This is a genomic window from Methanobacterium sp. SMA-27, from assembly GCF_000744455.1.
Lineage (GTDB): Archaea > Methanobacteriota > Methanobacteria > Methanobacteriales > Methanobacteriaceae > Methanobacterium_B.
The window spans coordinates 1,527,762-1,545,069 of the sequence record NZ_JQLY01000001.1; the positions used below are offsets into that span (position 1 = coordinate 1,527,762).

A 17,308-nucleotide genomic window follows, 5' to 3' on the forward strand; every position below is an offset into this window, starting at 1 on the left:
AATTTTTATCTATGTTCTTTATAAATTTTTAAATGTTGTTGGGCAATGTTAGTAGGACTTAATTCATTAACAGCAAATTTTCTAGAATTTAGAGACATTTCTGTTACATTATTTGGATTTAATAACATATAATTTATAGCATTTCTCCAACTTTCAACATCATCATCACACATAATGCCCCTTGACTCATCTATGTAATCTGAAAATCCCTGACTTTTAGAACATATAACAGGTTTTCCAGATGCAAGTGCCTTTGTAAGCACTCCGCTTGTTGACTGGTTGATCAGGTAATGGAGTCCAAATATTTTTCTGAGTTTGAATACTGGTTGATTGTTTAACCATGAGCTAGTTAATCTGGGTATTAGAATTATTTTAGCCCTGTTAATCTGTTTAATAAATTCTTCTTCCGTTACAAATCCTAAAAATTCCACCTTATCATTAAGACCTTCCTTTTTCACCAGTTTTTTGAGATATTCTCCATAGTTTTCATCTAAAATTTTTCCCATGAAAATTAGCTTAAAATCCTGATTAATTTTACTTACAGCATTAATAAGTATGTCATGACCTTTAAAAGGTGAAATGTAACCTGGAGCTAAAAATCTTATTTCTTCAGTTTCATTTACCGGATCGTAAACAGTGTTTACTCCTGGAATACTGTAGGCAGGGTGCAAAACACGTCTGAGTGTGTTGCTGTTAAGGTAGTATCTGCTTTTATATTCGTTCATAGCAGAATTACTGTGGAATATTAGCCTGTTTGAAATGCTATGAAATCCTTTGTCAACAACATCGTGCGGATAAAATGGATATTTAGGTAAATTTATTCCAAAAGAAATGCATTTACTGCATTTAATATTAAATAGATCGAAATTCCTTGCATCATGTACAGTTGTAACCACATTCATATTTTTAAGTAGCTTTTTTCTGTGTTTGTTTATGATATGGAGCTGATATTCATGTAATGGGGAGCATGCCAGTTGGAAATGGGTTAGATCATAGTCATCTACTTCATAATTTTCTGGTTCAACGTAGTTCATGCCCATATTTAGCAATACTGAATTTTGTGAATTTTCAGGTGCCACTACTGTTATATCTTCGCCTAATCTTATCAATTCGATTGATAAAGTTTCTGAATAGTTGCTTATACCCGTACGGGCATCCATTGGAGCTACAATTGCAATTTTCATTTTTTTATTGTTTCCATTTTAGTTATTGTTTTAAAAGCTGAAAAATCTACAAGTATATTTTAAATCTTGAAAACCATGTAGTTCTGATTCTGGTACAGTAACTGGGTGTTTGGGAGTAATGATGTTATGTTGTAGTAATTGTTATAGAATATGAAAGTTCCATGGCTGATGATCTTTTGACTGGAATTTGAGGTGAAATTAAGTCTTTTATCGAATATAAAGTAACCGATGTCCTTCTGTTTAAGTTCATCCGATCCAAATCCCCATTCTATCACATGTTCTGAGGACTGTACACCTGCAATGGGTTGGTTAGCTGTTGCTTGGATGAAAATGTTAGTCACATAGTTATTTGATACAACTGCTGATTTTTTATCCCCATTTTCTTTAAACCAGTTTGTAAGCTCTATATCCGAATTGGTTGGTGGTATCAACTGGGGAATTACAAGATAACTTTCTGAGTAGGGCTGTGCATTGTACTTGGGAAGTGTGTTGAATTGGGGATCTGATACTGTTGTAATTGCAAATAGGGATGAAATAATAAATACGGCAATTAAAAATAGGGATCTGATCCTCTTAGATTTGAATTCTGTTTTTTTGTATTCAATATAAAGGTAGCTCAATCCCATTCCCCCTAAAATTGATAGTGGCAGGAGGAGATGTACAAGCATTCTTATGGTGTACACATTTACACCGAACCAGTAAGATTTGCTCAAGAAAAATATCACCAATATCCATACGATAATAAAAATATCCCTTGTTTCGCGTCTTTTAAATGCAATAACTGCTCCTGCTATTGCAAATATCATTACTATGCCCAAGTAGACCAGGTATTTGGCATCACTGATTGGATCACTGATTGGGAGTGTTGATGTGTAACCTGTTACTGCTGAAATTCCATAGGTGTATATTTTTGATACGAAGCCCGGTGCTACTATAAGAGCTGCAACAGATAATATTAGTCCAACGATAATGGGTAATGAAAGGAACAGGGAATAAATTATGAGGAAATGTTTTTTTCGTTCTATAATTGCAACCACGATGGTTATGGCAGTTATAGTTAAAAATAATATTAGTGTGGTTGCTTGATGAGTTAAAATTATCAGGAGAAATATGAAACTGGAAATTATTGCATATTTATATTTTTTTGAAATTGTTGATTTGTAGTAGAAGTAGATTGCTAGTGGAACAAATATCAATGCAAGTGTTTCAGGTAGGGGGGATACAAACCTGCTGAATAAATAACTTGAAAGTATTAAAAATCCTGCTGAAATTCCTGCAATGTTCCCATAATATTTTTTTGCAACATATGAAACCGATGAAACCGCTAAAAAAGCTAGTACAGGCTGTAAAAATCGTGCCACACTAAAATAATCTACCCTGAATATGATGTCCAGAACCATTAAAAGCAGGCTGAAAAGTGGAGGATAAACTATTGGAGTTCCGGCTGGTGGATTGGTAGTTGGATCAATGAATGTGATTCCATATTGACTGTAAACTTGGGCAATATGTATATGGGTATAAATATCCAGTGTTAATGGCCATTGATATGACAGTGTTGGAATTAGGGCAATGAAAAATGCTACTATTCCCGGGATGATCCAGAGCAAATTTGTTATTTGTTTATTTTGAAACATTTTTTTTTTTTTACATCTAAAAATTTAGACATATGTCACAATTTTGGTTAAATTCAGTTTAACCTATTTCTATAACCTCCTTATACAATCTTTCATAATCCTTAGAAACCTTGTCCCATGTTCTTATTTTTTCAGATAAAGGCCCAACAGCAACATCATCCTGATATATTCTCATTATTAAATCTGCTACCTCTTGGGGTTCGGGAGGAAAGTTAACAGTGTAACATCCGTTTTCATTTGAAAATTCTTTTAAAGCTGTTCTGTTGGTTACTATACATGGCGTACCCAGTGCCAGTGCTTCTGCAACAGCAATACCATATGCTTCTGATTTAGATAGCAATATGTAGATATCTGATTCTTTTATTTGATCTATTAATTTTTCACGGGACATGAAAGATTTCCATTCCACATAATTTTCAATCTTAAGATCTCTGCACATCTTTTTTAGTTTCTGTTTTTCAGGACCTTCACCCACCAGGGTCAATACAACATTAGTCACACCATTATCATTTACTAAACTGTTTAAGCTATTTAATATAAAATCTACACCTTTTCGATCGATTAAATGTCCTGAATACATAAGTTTTATCGTCTTATCCCTGATTTTTTTAGATGTGTCTATCATGTCAACGCCGTGAGGTATCAGCACGATTTTGTCTGGATCCACACCTATATCTTGAATATTGTTCGATTCAAATTCTGAACAAGATGTAATATTAACAGTTTTAGGGAAAACACTTCGAGCAATGAAGTTGTAAAGATTCCACAGGTATTTACCTGCAAATCTACCCCTAATAACGTCTAAATGGGGGGAAAATATTATTGGTAATTCAGGTTCGATTCTTTTGATAGTATGAATTGTTTCAATGGGAAGCAGATGATGATATCCATGTACATGCACTATATCTGGATTTAATTCTTTAAGATGTTTTTTTAGATAATTGTAGATCTCCAGGTTGAGGCCGTAGAAATATTTAGTATTATCAAATGGAGAAGAAACCCTGATAATCTTGAAATCCTCATAAATTTCTTCATTAACTAATTTAGAAGGGTTTGGTTGGAGCACTGTAACTTCGTTTCCCTTGGAAAGGTGTTTGGCAGTCTCCATAACTGTTTTACTTATCCCTCCAGGAGATGTTGTTTCCATATAATTGATAATTAGTATCCTCATTTTCACATTAAACCTCTATTTATAGTTTATTCTCCCCATAATTATGAAATAAGTTCCCAAATAGTTCAATAATTTATTTTCAAGATTTAAACTCTTATCTAGGATTTAATAGTTTTAAGATATTTTTTATATGTTAATAATTGTTAATAAATGTTCTCTAATTCATTTTTAAATCCTAGAAAATGGTATACAGCATATTAATTAAGAATGAAACCATAATGATATAATTAATTATGAACCGTTTCTGGTTTGATATTTTATTTAATGGAATTTATCTTAAATTCCTTACTTTATCTTAAACTCCCTACTTGACGATCTGCTCCGAAGAAATTTAGAAAAAAGTATAATTAAAGAAGTTCAGAATAATGATAGAGTTAGAATTATCTTTTAAAGTCTTAAACATCTGAAACAGGTTTGTGTAATGAATACAATTCAAAAGATCAGTAAAAATATTGGTTTGATAGTTATATCTCAGATCTTGACCTACGTGCTTGCTTTTTTCACTGTAATATATACTGCACGTTACTTGGGGGCAGATGGTTTTGGTATAATATCACTTGCACTGTCCATAGGGGCAATATTTGGAGTTTTTGTGGATATGGGCATCAGCACATTGATGGTGAGGGAACTTGCTCGTGATAAATCATTATCAAACAAATACATTTCCAACAGTATTTTGATGAAAATACTCCTATCCTTCATAACATTCTGCCTTGTTGTACTTACAGTAAAGATAATCGGATACAATCAGATAGAAAGTATTGTAATATATGTAATTACAATTTCAGTGATATTAACTTCATTTTTTGGGCTTTTAAATTCTCTTTTCCAAGCCAACGAAAAAATGGAATATCTGGCTATGGCCAACATCATTAACAGTGCAGTGCTTTTATTATTTACAATAATAGGAATCTTCTATGGACTGAGCATCATATATTTCGCCGGGATTTATGTTTTTACGAGCACAATAGTTCTTATTTATTGTTTAATAGTTTATCTGCTTAAATTTTCTAATATTAAATTCGAATTTGACCTGAGTTTTTGGAAGCCCACATTAAAGGAATCCTGGTCCTTTGGAATAATATTTTTAAGCGGTATGCTTTACACCTACATTGATTCAATAATGTTGTCGATCCTTAAAACTACAGAAGCTGTAGGATGGTACAGTGCAGCTTACAGACTAATGTACATAGCATTACTACTTCCCAATGCCATAAACATCGTTATTTTCCCGGTTATGTCAAGAATGTACAGCAACTCCTCGAAAAATTCGTTGAATCTTCTTAATGAAAGATACTTCAAATACATGATCATTGTAGGCATTCCACTTGGATTTGGAACGACTCTTCTGGCAAAACAAGTCATTTTACTTCTCTACGGAAATGTATACATCCCATCAATTATTTCACTGCAGATTTTGGTATGGGCAATTGTACTCACATTTGCAGGAGCATCCTACACACAATTGTTACAATCAACCAACAAACAATTAATCATCACTAAAATATCTATAGCTTGCCTTATAATTAATATAATCCTTAACCTGATATTAATTCCGCCATACAGCTATATTGGAGCAAGCTTTGCCACATTCATTACAGAGGCGGTTCTTGTTGGTTACATAATATTTATCACCTACAAATTGGGTTACGGCATCTCATACAAAATTGTCTTAAAAGATTTGATAAAGGTCTTATTTGCAACTTCAATCATGAGCATCTTTATCTGGTATTTTAACAGCCTTAATTTCTTTTTAGTGCTGATTGTAGCAATAATTATCTATTTCATTACACTTTATATTGTAAGAGGTATTGATGACGTTGATATAGAAATATTGAAGGAAATTCGAGGTTAAAACATAAATAAAAACTTAAAATAATAATAAAAAATATATAAAATCATTTTATAGATAAAATCAGAATAATATTTTTAATAAAGAAAATAAACGTTAATGGGGTTAAATAAATTATGGATATAATCTTCTATCTTAATTGGTTAATTGTTTTGGTTGCAATTATCCTGATTTTCCTGTTTAAACCTTTAAAGTTAAAGAAAACAGTATATCCCATCTTCTTTATATTTCTTTTGGTAACATTTTTTTGCTACATCTATTCATTCATAGGTGCAAAGATCTTAATTATTAATTTGTTAGGAGCTCTGTGGACATTTACAGCATTTGGATTGGTATTAATCCATTCCTCATTACACCTTGGAAAAAAAAAGACCATCATCTTCTTCATAATCGCATTGACATTCGGATTAGTTTCAGAATTGATGTCTGTTAAGTATGGTTACTTAGGACGTTACTACTACAATCCAGAATTAACACCATTTTTCTTTGGACTTGTGCCTGTAATGTCTGTTATTTCATGGGCCACCATTATTTACATTGCATTCGCAGTTTCGAACCTGATCCTGAAGGTATCTGGAATTCAAAAACCTGATATAAAAGGGAATAAACTGCACTGTTTGGTGTTATTAATCTTACTTTCATCAATAAGTGGTTTTGTAGCTGTAAACCTTGATATGCTCCTTGATCCAGTTGTGGTAGCCAACCACGGGTGGTTCTGGATTGATGGTGGGCCCTATTTTGGAATACCCATAAGTAATTTTGTAGGGTGGTTTGTTGTAACATTTACAGCCACCTTTGTGTACCGGCTTTATGAATCATTTAAATCAAAAAAAGATGGTTCACTAACCAAAAGTTCATTGTTCACAACCTTAAGCATCATAGTATTATATGTCATGTATTTCTTAATTTATGGAATATCAGCTTTCCAAATGGGAAATCAGGAATATATATTAATTGGTGCTGCCACTACGGGGCCGTTTATATTAATAATGCTTTTATTCACCCTAATAGATTTCTCAGGCAAAAGGTAAATAGGAATTATATCATGTCAAATGGAAAGTTGGTCAGATTTAATAAAAATTGTGAGACTGTTAAGAGAAAAATAGATTCAAACATGTGTTTAGAAGATGATAAATTAGATTTAAGATTGGATTCATAAATTATTGAATAAAAATAATCGAAGGGGAGTTAAAAAAATGGAGATAATCTTCTATATTAAACTGTTGGTGGTTTTATCGGCAGTAGCCCTGATATTGATAATAAAACCTTTACAGCTTAAGAAAACAGTATATCCAATCTACTTTGGGTTTTTGATAATTACATTTCTCAGTTACATTTACTCATTAATGGGTACAAATAATTTGGTTATTGATTTTATAGGATCTTTATGGATCTTTACAGGTTTGGCCCTGGTTGTTATTCATTCATCTATACTATTGGGAAAAACCAAAACTGCCCTGTTTTTCAGTATCGCTTTGATATTTGGATTAGTTTCTGAAGTGTTAGGAGTTAAATTTGGATGGATATACGGACATTATTACTACAATCCAATTTTAACCCCTGCATTCTTTGGATTGGTACCTGTTGTTAATGTAATTTCCTGGGCTTTCATAATCTATATTTCTTACATTTTTGCAGATATTATATTGGAATTTAATAATAAGAAATTCTATCTAAAAAATAAGGGCCGTCCATTTGTCTTTCTTTTAATAATTCTTCTTTCCATGATAAGTGGAATGGTAGCAACAAATATGGACATGTTAATAGATCCAGTTGTGGTAGCCAATCACGCATGGTTCTGGATTGATAGCGGACCCTACTTTGGAATACCCATAAGTAATTTTGTAGGATGGTTTTTAGTAGTGTTCTCTGTCACTTTTCTATTCAGGGTAGTAGAATTTATCATAGACAAAAAAGATCATATAGTTACTGATAATTCATTTCTAACGGCTACCATTATAAGTATGTACACCATGTTCCTTTTAATATATGGGTATACAGCCCTTTTAATTGGACATCCGGAATATCTGTTAATTGGAACGACTGCAATGGGGCCATTTATATTGATAACAATTTTAATAACATACATCAAACATACAAGAGTGGGGAAAAATGAGTGAAATATTTAAATCTTTTATAATGACCTATCGTACCTCCAGATCTCTTAAGTATGGAGGATATTTTATCACCATGCTGCCCTTCTTTGCAATATTAATGTACAATGGTTTTATTAATTCTCCATGGGATTTATTATACATACTGCCACTTGTACCTGCATTTGCAGGGGGTTTTATCTGTAACGCTATAGGTGATGCGGATAAGGATCCTAAATCGAAAAATCCAGTTACACAAGGTGTAATCTCGGTAAAATTCCTCTACGTAATCATAACATTGTTGTATATGCTTTCAATACTGTTCTTATTACTTATATACACTTCATTTGCCTCGTTGGTCTCTCTCTTACTGCTTATGTTGTTATCGGTGATATATAGTGGATTTAAATTGAGATTAAAGGAAAGTATTTTTGGACCTGTCGTGGCATCCTTGGGATTTTTCGTATTACCCTCGGTAATACTGCTTGCCCAGTTCAATTACTTCAGTTTTGGAACGATAATGCTCCTAGCGGGGTTGTTTATAATTTATTTTGCCCATGAAATTAAACATACCATAATAGAATATAAGCTTGATTTATCCTACGATTGCAGGACGTTTGCAGTGATTGTAGGTAAAAAAAATGCCAACATAGCCGAATATATCTCAATATTATTAGGCTTTCTTTTCATGCTTACAAGTATTTACTACCTACTACCCAATTCATACATGGTTTCAGCGTACCAGATTACCACATTATATGTTATACTCGTGTTCATAATATTTTTCTTCTTAAGCTTCCTTTTAACGGTATACTACGGATTTATAACCAAATTTGATCAGGAAGAAGATATGATCTACAACATGCTTCCATACATAGCAAGCAGAACATGCTATATAACTATAGGATTGTTCCTTTTGAATCTACCATTATTAGTGATAATATTTGCCATTTGGCTTTTATTCACTGACAAATATCTTTAAACAAAAACAAATTTTTAACAAAACAAATTCAATTTTTTTGGGAAGAAATAACCATGATAACTGTTATCTGTGTGTTCAACAACAAGAAGATCCTTGAAAAAAACTTGCTGAAAAGTTTAAACATCCAGACCGAGGAATATGAATTTATTTTAATAGATAACAGTGATGGAAAGTTTGGATCTGCAGCTGAAGCCCTGAATTATGGGGCAAGAAAGGCTACTCAAGATTATTTGATGTTTGTACATCAAGATGTGGATCTGTTGTATGACACCTGCCTCGAAGATGTTGAACATATCCTGGGTTCACTTGATAACTTAGGTGTTGCTGGTGTTGCTGGTTACTCTAAAACTAATGATAAACCTGTGATGATAAGTAATATCCAGGATGGATATCCTCCAGAAGATGTTGGAATAAAAATAGACGAACCAGCCGATGTTCAAACTGTTGATGAGTGTCTTTTCATTGTTCCCAGATCAATGTTTAAAAAACGGGAATTTGACGAAAAAACATGTTTTGACTGGCATTTATACGGGGCTGATTACTGTTTAACCACTAAGATATTGGGGAGATCTGTTTATGTCATCCCAATTAAAATATACCATGCATCCCGGACAGAATCATTCTCCAAAGAATATTACTCCACCCTTAAAAATGTTGTAAGGAAGCATGGTCGAGAATACAAAACCATAGATACTTCCTGCGGTGTCTGGCACACAGACAGATTAAGACTGGGCATAAATATTATGGAAGATAGAATATTGAGAAAACTGAATCTTCGCTGAATAAATTTTCCGTGATATTTAGATAGATTTCAATGCAGCTATGTTTTTTTTAACTGTTATTATCCCGAATATTTGGCAGATCTTAGTAAAAACTCTGCTGGAACAGTTATGTCCGGTGCTGGGCATATCAAGGACGGTACACTGATTTATTTCAAAAGCAGTAGTGGATATGTAGCATCATCTGTGACACAGTTAACGGAATTGCCACAGCTATTTTCAAACCAAAGACAGGAATATCTGTAAGTTCAACTAAAATATATGCAGTTCTGGATGGTCAGACTGTTTCAAAAACCATAAGCATGTAAATCTTTGTAAAAAAAATATAAACATGACCCCTTTTTTTCTATAAAAAAAACCTGTTACTGTTTATTCCATGATGTGGGGATGGGAAATTTCTAACTATTTGGATTCGTCCAGTTTGTTCAGTATGGTTTTGATATTCTTTATTGATTCATATAATGTTTCCAGATCTTCATCTGGAATAGAGGATAGTTTCTTCTTTATTTCCTGGTTTGAATATGCATGACACTTACATGCCATCTGCAATTATGTCATTTCCCCTGTTTGTCAGGTTATGTTAATCACTCTTCTATCATTTGTATCGGGTATTCTTTCTGCAAGTCCATTTTCAACCAGTTTATCTATTAATGAGGTCATGTTCGATTTAGATATGTAAACACGCCTTCCTATTTCAGACATTGGGAGTGGACCTTTTTTCTTCAAAACCTTGAGTATATGGAAGTATGAATGGGGTATTTTATTGTGTTTTAACCGTTTTCTATGTTTGAAAAGTTTGTTTCTAAAGAGTATATTGCCGGTATTATTTCAGTGGCCAACGAAAAAAGGTTGCTGTATCAGATTTTAATTGCATTTGCATTAACCGTGTCCATGATAGGTGTGCTTGATGGAGGTTTATTTTCCACACCTGCATTAATAGGTCTTGCAACACTTTTGGGTATTTACTCAATTAAAAAACCATTTAGAGCCAAAGATTTATTAAAACCTAGTCTAATAATAATTATACTTATCCTGCTCAGGGTCAGTTTGGAAATTATGGGTACAAGTACCGAGGTACATGAAATTACCATAATAAACCCATCAGATAACATTGACCTTCAGGGATATGACGTATTAAATGTTCAGCAAATGGATAATAAGACAGTTGTAACTGTTCCAGGAAACACTAATGATAAGGTGTTGTTAATGAAACTCTCCAAAGATTTAAAGGGTAAATCAAGTGGATTTTTCATTTCATGGAACATATACTCCTTTGTTTGATAAAAAAATGTATAGATATAAATACGATAAAAATTTCAGGGCCACCTATTGGGAAAAGAGATATAGAAAATTTGTAAAATATTTTAGGTGACAAAAAAATATGAGTAAAAAAATCTGGGCGTTTGTTGCATTAGGGATAATAGCAGTAATAATAGGATATTCCTATGTTACAGTTTCAAACGGACCCATAGAACCTTTAGGCCGGCTTTCATTGGTCAAAATTGCAAATCCAGACATGTTTCCAGGACATCCTCATGCAAACTTACTAGGTGAATATGCCATGGAACACGACTCCAAGTGTGCTCTGGTTGTGCATTTTGCTGGAAGTTCCAATTACAGGAGTTTTCCAGAAACTGTGAACGACACAACCAGTCATGAGCAGGGTAACGTCTACATCATCGAAGTTGCATTTATAGATACCCAAGGCGGGGGTTCTAAGAGCATGAGCCAGGTAAACATACTGGATTCACTGAAGGTTGCACTTTTCGGTGTGCCTGACGGTAGGTACAAGTACATGTCTGACGGAACAATTTACAACACATACGATGAAATGATGGCCCATGTAAACCAGTTAGAACAGCAGCACGGTCAGGAAGGACCTTTACCAACGTTATGGCATGGAACTGTAAGGACCGACAGTCCACTCATAGATCCTGGATGCGGATTCCTCTATACTTCCAGATACTCACCAAGACCTATGGAATTATTCCAGCCTATGCTTACACAGCCTACGGATTGTTCTCCATCTACCTGTACAGTCCTTACTGGAAGTTTGAACTTACACATGCTTCAGAACTTCAAACACTCTACAATGAAGGTGCTTTAAACCTGGATAAAAGTAATGTTGCATCTAATGTTGACAAGTACTATGAAAATCTGAGCAAAACAGAAAATATTTCACAGGAAAACTTGACCAACTACGATTAAATTGGTATGGGTTTAAAACCCTTTTTTTTTATTTTCTTAAAATTTTTAATATGATTTTTTATTTAAAGATAGTGTCAAAAGACTTTTATTTAAAATAATCATATCCAGTTTAATTTATTACTTCTAAAGCTATCTATTTTTATTGCCCTATTAGTATTGGGGGGCTGTTGATAAAGAAGATATTATGATAATTAATCAAATAATTGGTTAGATTTATAAGTTATTAGTAATAAAAAAAGAATTATGTACTGTTTAAATGAAATTAAGGTTTTTCAGAGATAATAATTGTAAGTTCAAGAATTGATATGAAACAAAAATTATTTATAAGAATTATATTAGGATTTAATTGGTGATGATATAATGATCAGTTTATTATTGGATTTTTTGATAGTATTGATTGCAATTTTTATAGCACTATTTTCTGAACCTTTAAATCTTAACAAAAATTTTTATATAAAATTATTTTTTACTTTTTTTATAATTTCTATTTCTAGTGCTATGATTTCATATTTAATTCCATCAACCATTATTGTGTTGGCTGGATCTTTCTATATGTGGCTTGCATTTGCCTTCGTTTTATTACATTCTTCTAAAGTTCTTGGGAATAAAAAAACTGGAGTACTCTTTATTATTGCTTTACTATTTGGTTTAACTTTTGAGGCTGTTGGCGTTAAATACGGTGGTGTGTTTGGTATGCCATACTATTATAATCTACCTACCTTCTTTTTTGGATTAGTGCCAATTTCTACACCCATTTCATGGACGATCATAATTTACTTCAGTTACACCATAACAAATTTATTACTATTTGGATTTGGCGGGGAGAGACCAGTAAAGACAGATAATTTATGGTATTTTTTAGGTTTAATGGTTTTACTATCATTTATCGGCGGATTAATAGCAGTTAATTTAGATATGATACTTGACCCTGTTGCTGTTTCACCACAAGTAGCAGGATGGATTTGGACTGGAGGAGGTCCTTATTTCGGCATACCTATCGGTAATTTTATTGGATGGTTTTTGGTTGCAGCCATCGCCATATTCATTTTCAGATATTACGAAGCAATATCACCAAAATCAGACACCCCTTATGGGTTAGATATATTCTTAAATTTGTCCATTGTACTTATTTACGTAATGTACCTTTTAGAAAATGCAGTTAGGGCATTTACAATAGGAAAAATAGATTATATCCTGATTGGTATAACTACTATGATGCCGTTCATTTTAATCGCAGTACTGGCTTTAATGTTAAATATGAAAAAAAGACGATGAATATTTATTTTGTTAATTGTTCATTAAAGGAATTTGTTTGAAGAAGGTTTCCTAATTTAAGATATCTAATCCTTAAATATTTACCAAATTTTCTGTATCTTTAAAAATTTAGTTTTTACTTGAAAATTAGTTTTACTTTGAATTTCAGTTTCCTGTAACCTTTGAAGTTATCAATATTATTTGTGATCTAAGTTTTTTTTTCAAATAATTTTTTCATTCTATTCCATTTGATCAGTATCTAATCTAATTTCAAAGATATGTATTATCTAAGGAATCTGTCTAATTAACACTTTTTTATTAAATGGCTATGGTTTACGTATTACACTTCAAATAGCAAATACTGAAGTTAAGCTTAAAAAGTGGAGTATTGTTTTACTTAACTGATTAAATCTTCCTTGAAACAGAATTAACTGATCTTTTGTGATTTTTATCACAATATTACCTCGAATTATTATATACAACGTGATTGTACATAAAATAGTATAAACGACAAATAGGTGATTGATTTGATGAATAAAGTGATCATTTATATAATTTTTATGGGTATCTGTTTAATTTCATTACAATCCATCAGTGCCGCTAATATAACTGTACATCCCGGGGACAGCATTCAAAGTGCCGTGGATCAAGCGTCTGATAATGATTACATAACGGTATACGATAATAACAACAATCCCTATACCTATAAAGAAAGTGTTAACATAAACAAGAAGATTAATATAAAATCCAGTGGAAAAGTTACAATTGAAGCTAAAAATACAAGTGCAGCTGTTTTTACTGTGAATTCAAATGGTGCGGGTTCTTCTATTCAAAATTTCACTTTATCAAAGAGTAGTTACTGTATCATGATAAACAATGCAAATAACTGTCTTATCTCGGGTAACAATATTATAGCAGCTTCTTTGGTGGGTATACAGTTTTACGGGAATATGAACAATTCAAAGGTTTTAGGGAATACCATAACCGGTGTAAGCCCCACCGTTGGAAATGGGATCAGCTTTGAATATGGTAAGTGTACCTACAACAACATAACAGGTAATATCATCAGTAATTTTTTAAATGGAATAATATTCAACGATAACAGCGAAAACAACATAGTTTCAAACAACCAGGTAACCTGCACAGGATATCAGGGTGCGGGGATATATGCCACAGATAACTCCAGAAATATGCAAATAATTGGTAACACAGTGACAGGAGCTGAAGATGGTATTGCAATTCAGCAGATGGGAACAAACACCCCCATTAACTACAACATCAATGGGAATACTGTTAATGGAAATAAAAATGGATTATGGGTTTGTCTAAGTAACAGTACCATTTCAAACAACAATGCAACATCAAACCTGGTGAGCGGGCTGGATATTACCGGTAGATACAATAATATTCTGAATAATACTGCTTCTTATAATGGGAACTGTGGTATTACCCTTGCAGGATTTGCAAGTTCTGATGGTAATGTTGTGAGTGGAAATAATTTAATTCACAATCTTGCAGGGATAAACAGTGCAAGCAACTATTCAACTATTTCTAACAACAACATGTCCTATAACACCAATAACGGCCTGATATCTACTTCTGACCACAATATTATTGACGGCAACACCATAACCAACATCAACGGTAGTGCAATCCTGGTTATGGGTGTGTACAACACCATAACCAATAATATACTGCAAAATAACGTGATTGGTCTTTACATCCCTAAATCTACAGATGCTGATCACAACACAGTAAGCTACAACAATATATCCTACAACAGTAATGGAATTAACAGTTTAAGTCCCTACTCAAACTTCACACACAACACTATAAACAACAACAACGAAAACGGCCTAACCATCACATCAAACCATGTAAATATAGATAATAACACTATAAAAAATAATAATGGAAGTGCAGTACTGCTCATAGGAGTTTACAACACCTTAACTAACAATATACTGCAAAATAATTTAATTGGTATATGCATCCAAAAATCTACTAATGCAGATAACAACACCATCAGCAATAACGATGTGTCCTACAATGGCAACGGAATCAACAGTGCAAGTCCCTACTCAAACTTCACACACAACACCATAAACAACAACGATGAAACCGGGCTGACCATCACTGGATCTGGGTGTAATATAGTTGGAAATTCAATGTGTTACAATGGTGAAGCTGGCCTTACAATTACAAGTACAGGCAACAATGTTACTTCGAACAGATTGGAAAACAATCTTTATGGTGCTTCATTTAGTAACTTTAATGCTGCTAATTTTAATTTGAACAGTGTTGTTGGGAATACTTATCAGGTGTACAGTCCTGACACAACAGGATACATTAATGCATTAAATAACTGGTGGGGATCAAACAGTACTCCAACAAGGATTTATGGTTTATTCAACATTAACCCATGGATAGTTTTAAGGGTAATAGGCAATCCCAACCAGATAAATAGTGGAACTACTTCCACAATAACTGCAGATCTTAATCATAACAGTAATGGAGTAGATGTAACTTCATTATATTCTGGAAAAACTGTTCCAGATGGGATAAATGTTAACTTCAGCTGTGATTCTTTAGGTGCTGTTAATCCACTTAACAATACCACCGTAAACGGTGCTGCAACCACCATCTTTACGGGTAATTCTCCTGGAGTGTCTGTAGTTAGGGCTTTGGTTGATTCTCAAAATGTTACCACCAATGTTTCAATTGTTACTACATCAGCTATTCCAACTGGAATAACTGTAACTCCAACTACTGGTTACAAAGGTGTTCCAGCAAACCTCATCACAACGTTAAGGGACACTAAAAATAACTTACCTTTAACAGGTAAAACTATAAGATTTAGTGTTAACGGTACGTTCTTAGGCACTGCACTCACGAATAGTAGTGGAGTTGCAACGTTACCCTACACTGTCCTGGAAAATATTGGAGTGTATCCTATATTAGCAGAATTTATACAGGATGCAACATATGCAGCCAGTAACGGTACAGCTAATTTAACAGTAGCCACAAATATTGCGGATGTAGAAGTTACAAATACAGTTTCTAATTCTACACCTAAATATAACGACACTATAACCTTCACTGTAACTGTTAAAAACAACGGACCCTGCACTGCTCAAAACGTTGCTATAAGTGAATGGCTAAATAACGGCTATTTAACATACATATCAAACGACAGCCAAGGAGCACTAAACCTCAGCAACGGAATATGGACCATTGAAACACTAAACAGCGGAGCAACAGCAACACTACACATAATAGCCAAAGCCACCACACCAAACACAACCATAACCAACACAGCAACCTACAACCCCGTAACAAACGACCCAAACAGCACCAACAACAACCAAACCATCACCATAACAGTACCCGCAACATCAGCCGATATACAGGTAACCAACACTGTGTCCAACAACACACCCAACTATAACGACATCATAACCTTCACAGTAACAGTTAAAAACAACGGACCTGACACAGCCCAAAACGTAGCTGTAAGTGAATGGCTAAGCAATGGCTACCTAACATACATATCAGACGACAGCCAAGGAGCACTAAACCTCAGCAACGGAATATGGACCATTGAAACACTAAACAGCGGAGCAACAGCAACACTACACATAATAGCCAAAGCCACCACACCAAACACAACCATAACCAACACAGCAACCTACAACCCCGTAACAAACGACCCAAACAGCACCAACAACAACCAAACCATCACCATAACAGTTGAAAACTCAACAGACGCTGCAGACGTAGCAGTTACCAATACTATATCCAACTCCACACCTAACTATGGGGACAACATCACTTTCACAGTCACAGTAACAAACAACGGACCCAATACAGCCCAAAATGTAACAGTATCTGAATGGCTGAGTAACTACAACTTTACATATTTATCAGACGACAGCGGAGGGGCACTAAACCTTAACAATGGAATATGGACAGTCGGAAACCTAGCCAACGGAGCAACAGCAACATTACACATAATAGCCAAAGCCACCACACCAAACACAACCATAACCAACACAGCAACCTACAACCCCGTAACAACAGACCACAACACAAACAACAACGCACAAACCATAACCATTAACGTACAATAATGGGTGATTATTGGTCTAGGT

General features: G+C 33.8%; 15 protein-coding genes. 10 read left to right on the forward strand and 5 right to left on the reverse strand.

Annotation, left to right across the window (positions count from 1 at the left end; all coding sequences use genetic code 11):
- Window positions 1-5: 5 nt before the first annotated feature.
- The 3 genes from DL91_RS07595 to DL91_RS07605 are packed head-to-tail and all read right to left on the reverse strand — an operon-like array spanning window position 6 to window position 3,989.
- Complete coding sequence (locus tag DL91_RS07595) at window positions 6-1,184, reverse strand: glycosyltransferase family 4 protein (protein WP_048190937.1); 1,179 nt, start codon at window positions 1,182-1,184, stop codon at window positions 6-8.
- Window positions 1,185-1,243: 59 nt separating this feature from the next.
- A complete protein-coding gene (locus DL91_RS07600) occupies window positions 1,244-2,818 on the reverse strand; it encodes a 6-pyruvoyltetrahydropterin synthase (RefSeq protein WP_048190938.1) in 1,575 nt (524 codons plus the stop codon).
- Window positions 2,819-2,876: 58 nt separating this feature from the next.
- A complete protein-coding gene (locus DL91_RS07605; protein WP_231551497.1) occupies window positions 2,877-3,989 on the reverse strand; it encodes a glycosyltransferase family 4 protein in 1,113 nt (370 codons plus the stop codon).
- A gap of 421 nt (window positions 3,990-4,410) precedes the next feature.
- On the opposite strand from DL91_RS07605, the gene DL91_RS07610 reads away from it, so the two are divergent.
- From DL91_RS07610 to DL91_RS13620, 6 genes are all read left to right on the forward strand, one after another.
- Window positions 4,411-5,844 (forward strand): flippase, encoded by a 1,434-nt coding sequence (locus tag DL91_RS07610; protein ID WP_048190940.1) that lies wholly within the window; start codon window positions 4,411-4,413, stop codon window positions 5,842-5,844.
- Window positions 5,845-5,957: 113 nt separating this feature from the next.
- Entirely contained in the window at window positions 5,958-6,872 is a 915-nt protein-coding gene (locus DL91_RS07615; RefSeq protein ID WP_048190941.1) for a carotenoid biosynthesis protein, read from the forward strand.
- Window positions 6,873-7,037: 165 nt separating this feature from the next.
- Window positions 7,038-7,961 carry a carotenoid biosynthesis protein gene (locus DL91_RS07620; protein ID WP_048190942.1) on the forward strand — a complete coding sequence of 308 codons (924 nt, stop codon included), beginning with the start codon at window positions 7,038-7,040 and terminating at the stop codon, window positions 7,959-7,961.
- Entirely contained in the window at window positions 7,954-8,916 is a 963-nt protein-coding gene (locus DL91_RS07625; RefSeq protein ID WP_048190943.1) for a UbiA family prenyltransferase, read from the forward strand. Before DL91_RS07620 ends, DL91_RS07625 begins: the two co-directional genes overlap by 8 nt.
- 53 nt (window positions 8,917-8,969) lie before the next feature.
- Entirely contained in the window at window positions 8,970-9,698 is a 729-nt protein-coding gene (locus DL91_RS07630; protein WP_048190944.1) for a glycosyltransferase, read from the forward strand.
- A 72-nt stretch (window positions 9,699-9,770) separates the two neighbouring features.
- Window positions 9,771-9,941 carry a hypothetical protein gene (locus tag DL91_RS13620; RefSeq protein ID WP_156096051.1) on the forward strand — a complete coding sequence of 57 codons (171 nt, stop codon included), beginning with the start codon at window positions 9,771-9,773 and terminating at the stop codon, window positions 9,939-9,941.
- 156 nt (window positions 9,942-10,097) lie between these two features.
- Here the strand turns inward: DL91_RS13620 and DL91_RS14225 are convergent, their stop codons facing one another.
- Together DL91_RS14225 and DL91_RS14230 are read right to left on the reverse strand one after the other, a co-directional pair.
- Entirely contained in the window at window positions 10,098-10,244 is a 147-nt protein-coding gene (locus tag DL91_RS14225; RefSeq protein WP_231551430.1) for a hypothetical protein, read from the reverse strand.
- A 21-nt stretch (window positions 10,245-10,265) separates the two neighbouring features.
- On the reverse strand, window positions 10,266-10,508 hold the full coding sequence (locus tag DL91_RS14230; protein ID WP_369792071.1) for a MarR family winged helix-turn-helix transcriptional regulator: 243 nt from the start codon (window positions 10,506-10,508) through the stop codon (window positions 10,266-10,268).
- Between DL91_RS14230 and DL91_RS07640 the strand changes: the two genes are divergently transcribed.
- The 4 genes from DL91_RS07640 (at window position 10,479) to DL91_RS07655 (ending at window position 17,287) form a co-directional block, all read left to right on the forward strand.
- A complete protein-coding gene (locus DL91_RS07640) occupies window positions 10,479-10,976 on the forward strand; it encodes a hypothetical protein (protein WP_052374302.1) in 498 nt (165 codons plus the stop codon). The genes DL91_RS14230 and DL91_RS07640 overlap by 30 nt on opposite strands.
- 100 nt (window positions 10,977-11,076) lie before the next feature.
- Window positions 11,077-11,802, forward strand: a complete 726-nt coding sequence (locus tag DL91_RS07645; RefSeq protein WP_369792052.1) for a hypothetical protein — start codon at window positions 11,077-11,079, stop codon at window positions 11,800-11,802.
- Window positions 11,803-12,455: 653 nt separating this feature from the next.
- Window positions 12,456-13,178, forward strand: coding sequence for a carotenoid biosynthesis protein (locus DL91_RS07650; protein WP_231551432.1), 723 nt, complete (start codon window positions 12,456-12,458; stop codon window positions 13,176-13,178).
- Window positions 13,179-13,687: 509 nt separating this feature from the next.
- Window positions 13,688-17,287 (forward strand): right-handed parallel beta-helix repeat-containing protein, encoded by a 3,600-nt coding sequence (locus DL91_RS07655; protein WP_048190946.1) that lies wholly within the window; start codon window positions 13,688-13,690, stop codon window positions 17,285-17,287.
- Window positions 17,288-17,308 lie beyond the last annotated feature (21 nt).

Coding starts and splice junctions, on each gene's coding strand:
- DL91_RS07595 (WP_048190937.1), bottom strand. CDS start 1,184: ATGAAAATTGCAATTGTAGCTCCAATGGATGCCCGTACGGGTATAAGC.
- DL91_RS07600 (WP_048190938.1), bottom strand. CDS start 2,818: ATGTTTCAAAATAAACAAATAACAAATTTGCTCTGGATCATCCCGGGA.
- DL91_RS07605 (WP_231551497.1), bottom strand. CDS start 3,989: ATGAGGATACTAATTATCAATTATATGGAAACAACATCTCCTGGAGGG.
- DL91_RS07610 (WP_048190940.1), top strand. CDS start 4,411: ATGAATACAATTCAAAAGATCAGTAAAAATATTGGTTTGATAGTTATA.
- DL91_RS07615 (WP_048190941.1), top strand. CDS start 5,958: ATGGATATAATCTTCTATCTTAATTGGTTAATTGTTTTGGTTGCAATT.
- DL91_RS07620 (WP_048190942.1), top strand. CDS start 7,038: ATGGAGATAATCTTCTATATTAAACTGTTGGTGGTTTTATCGGCAGTA.
- DL91_RS07625 (WP_048190943.1), top strand. CDS start 7,954: ATGAGTGAAATATTTAAATCTTTTATAATGACCTATCGTACCTCCAGA.
- DL91_RS07630 (WP_048190944.1), top strand. CDS start 8,970: ATGATAACTGTTATCTGTGTGTTCAACAACAAGAAGATCCTTGAAAAA.
- DL91_RS07640 (WP_052374302.1), top strand. CDS start 10,479: ATGTTTGAAAAGTTTGTTTCTAAAGAGTATATTGCCGGTATTATTTCA.
- DL91_RS07645 (WP_369792052.1), top strand. CDS start 11,077: ATGAGTAAAAAAATCTGGGCGTTTGTTGCATTAGGGATAATAGCAGTA.
- DL91_RS07650 (WP_231551432.1), top strand. CDS start 12,456: ATGTGGCTTGCATTTGCCTTCGTTTTATTACATTCTTCTAAAGTTCTT.
- DL91_RS07655 (WP_048190946.1), top strand. CDS start 13,688: ATGAATAAAGTGATCATTTATATAATTTTTATGGGTATCTGTTTAATT.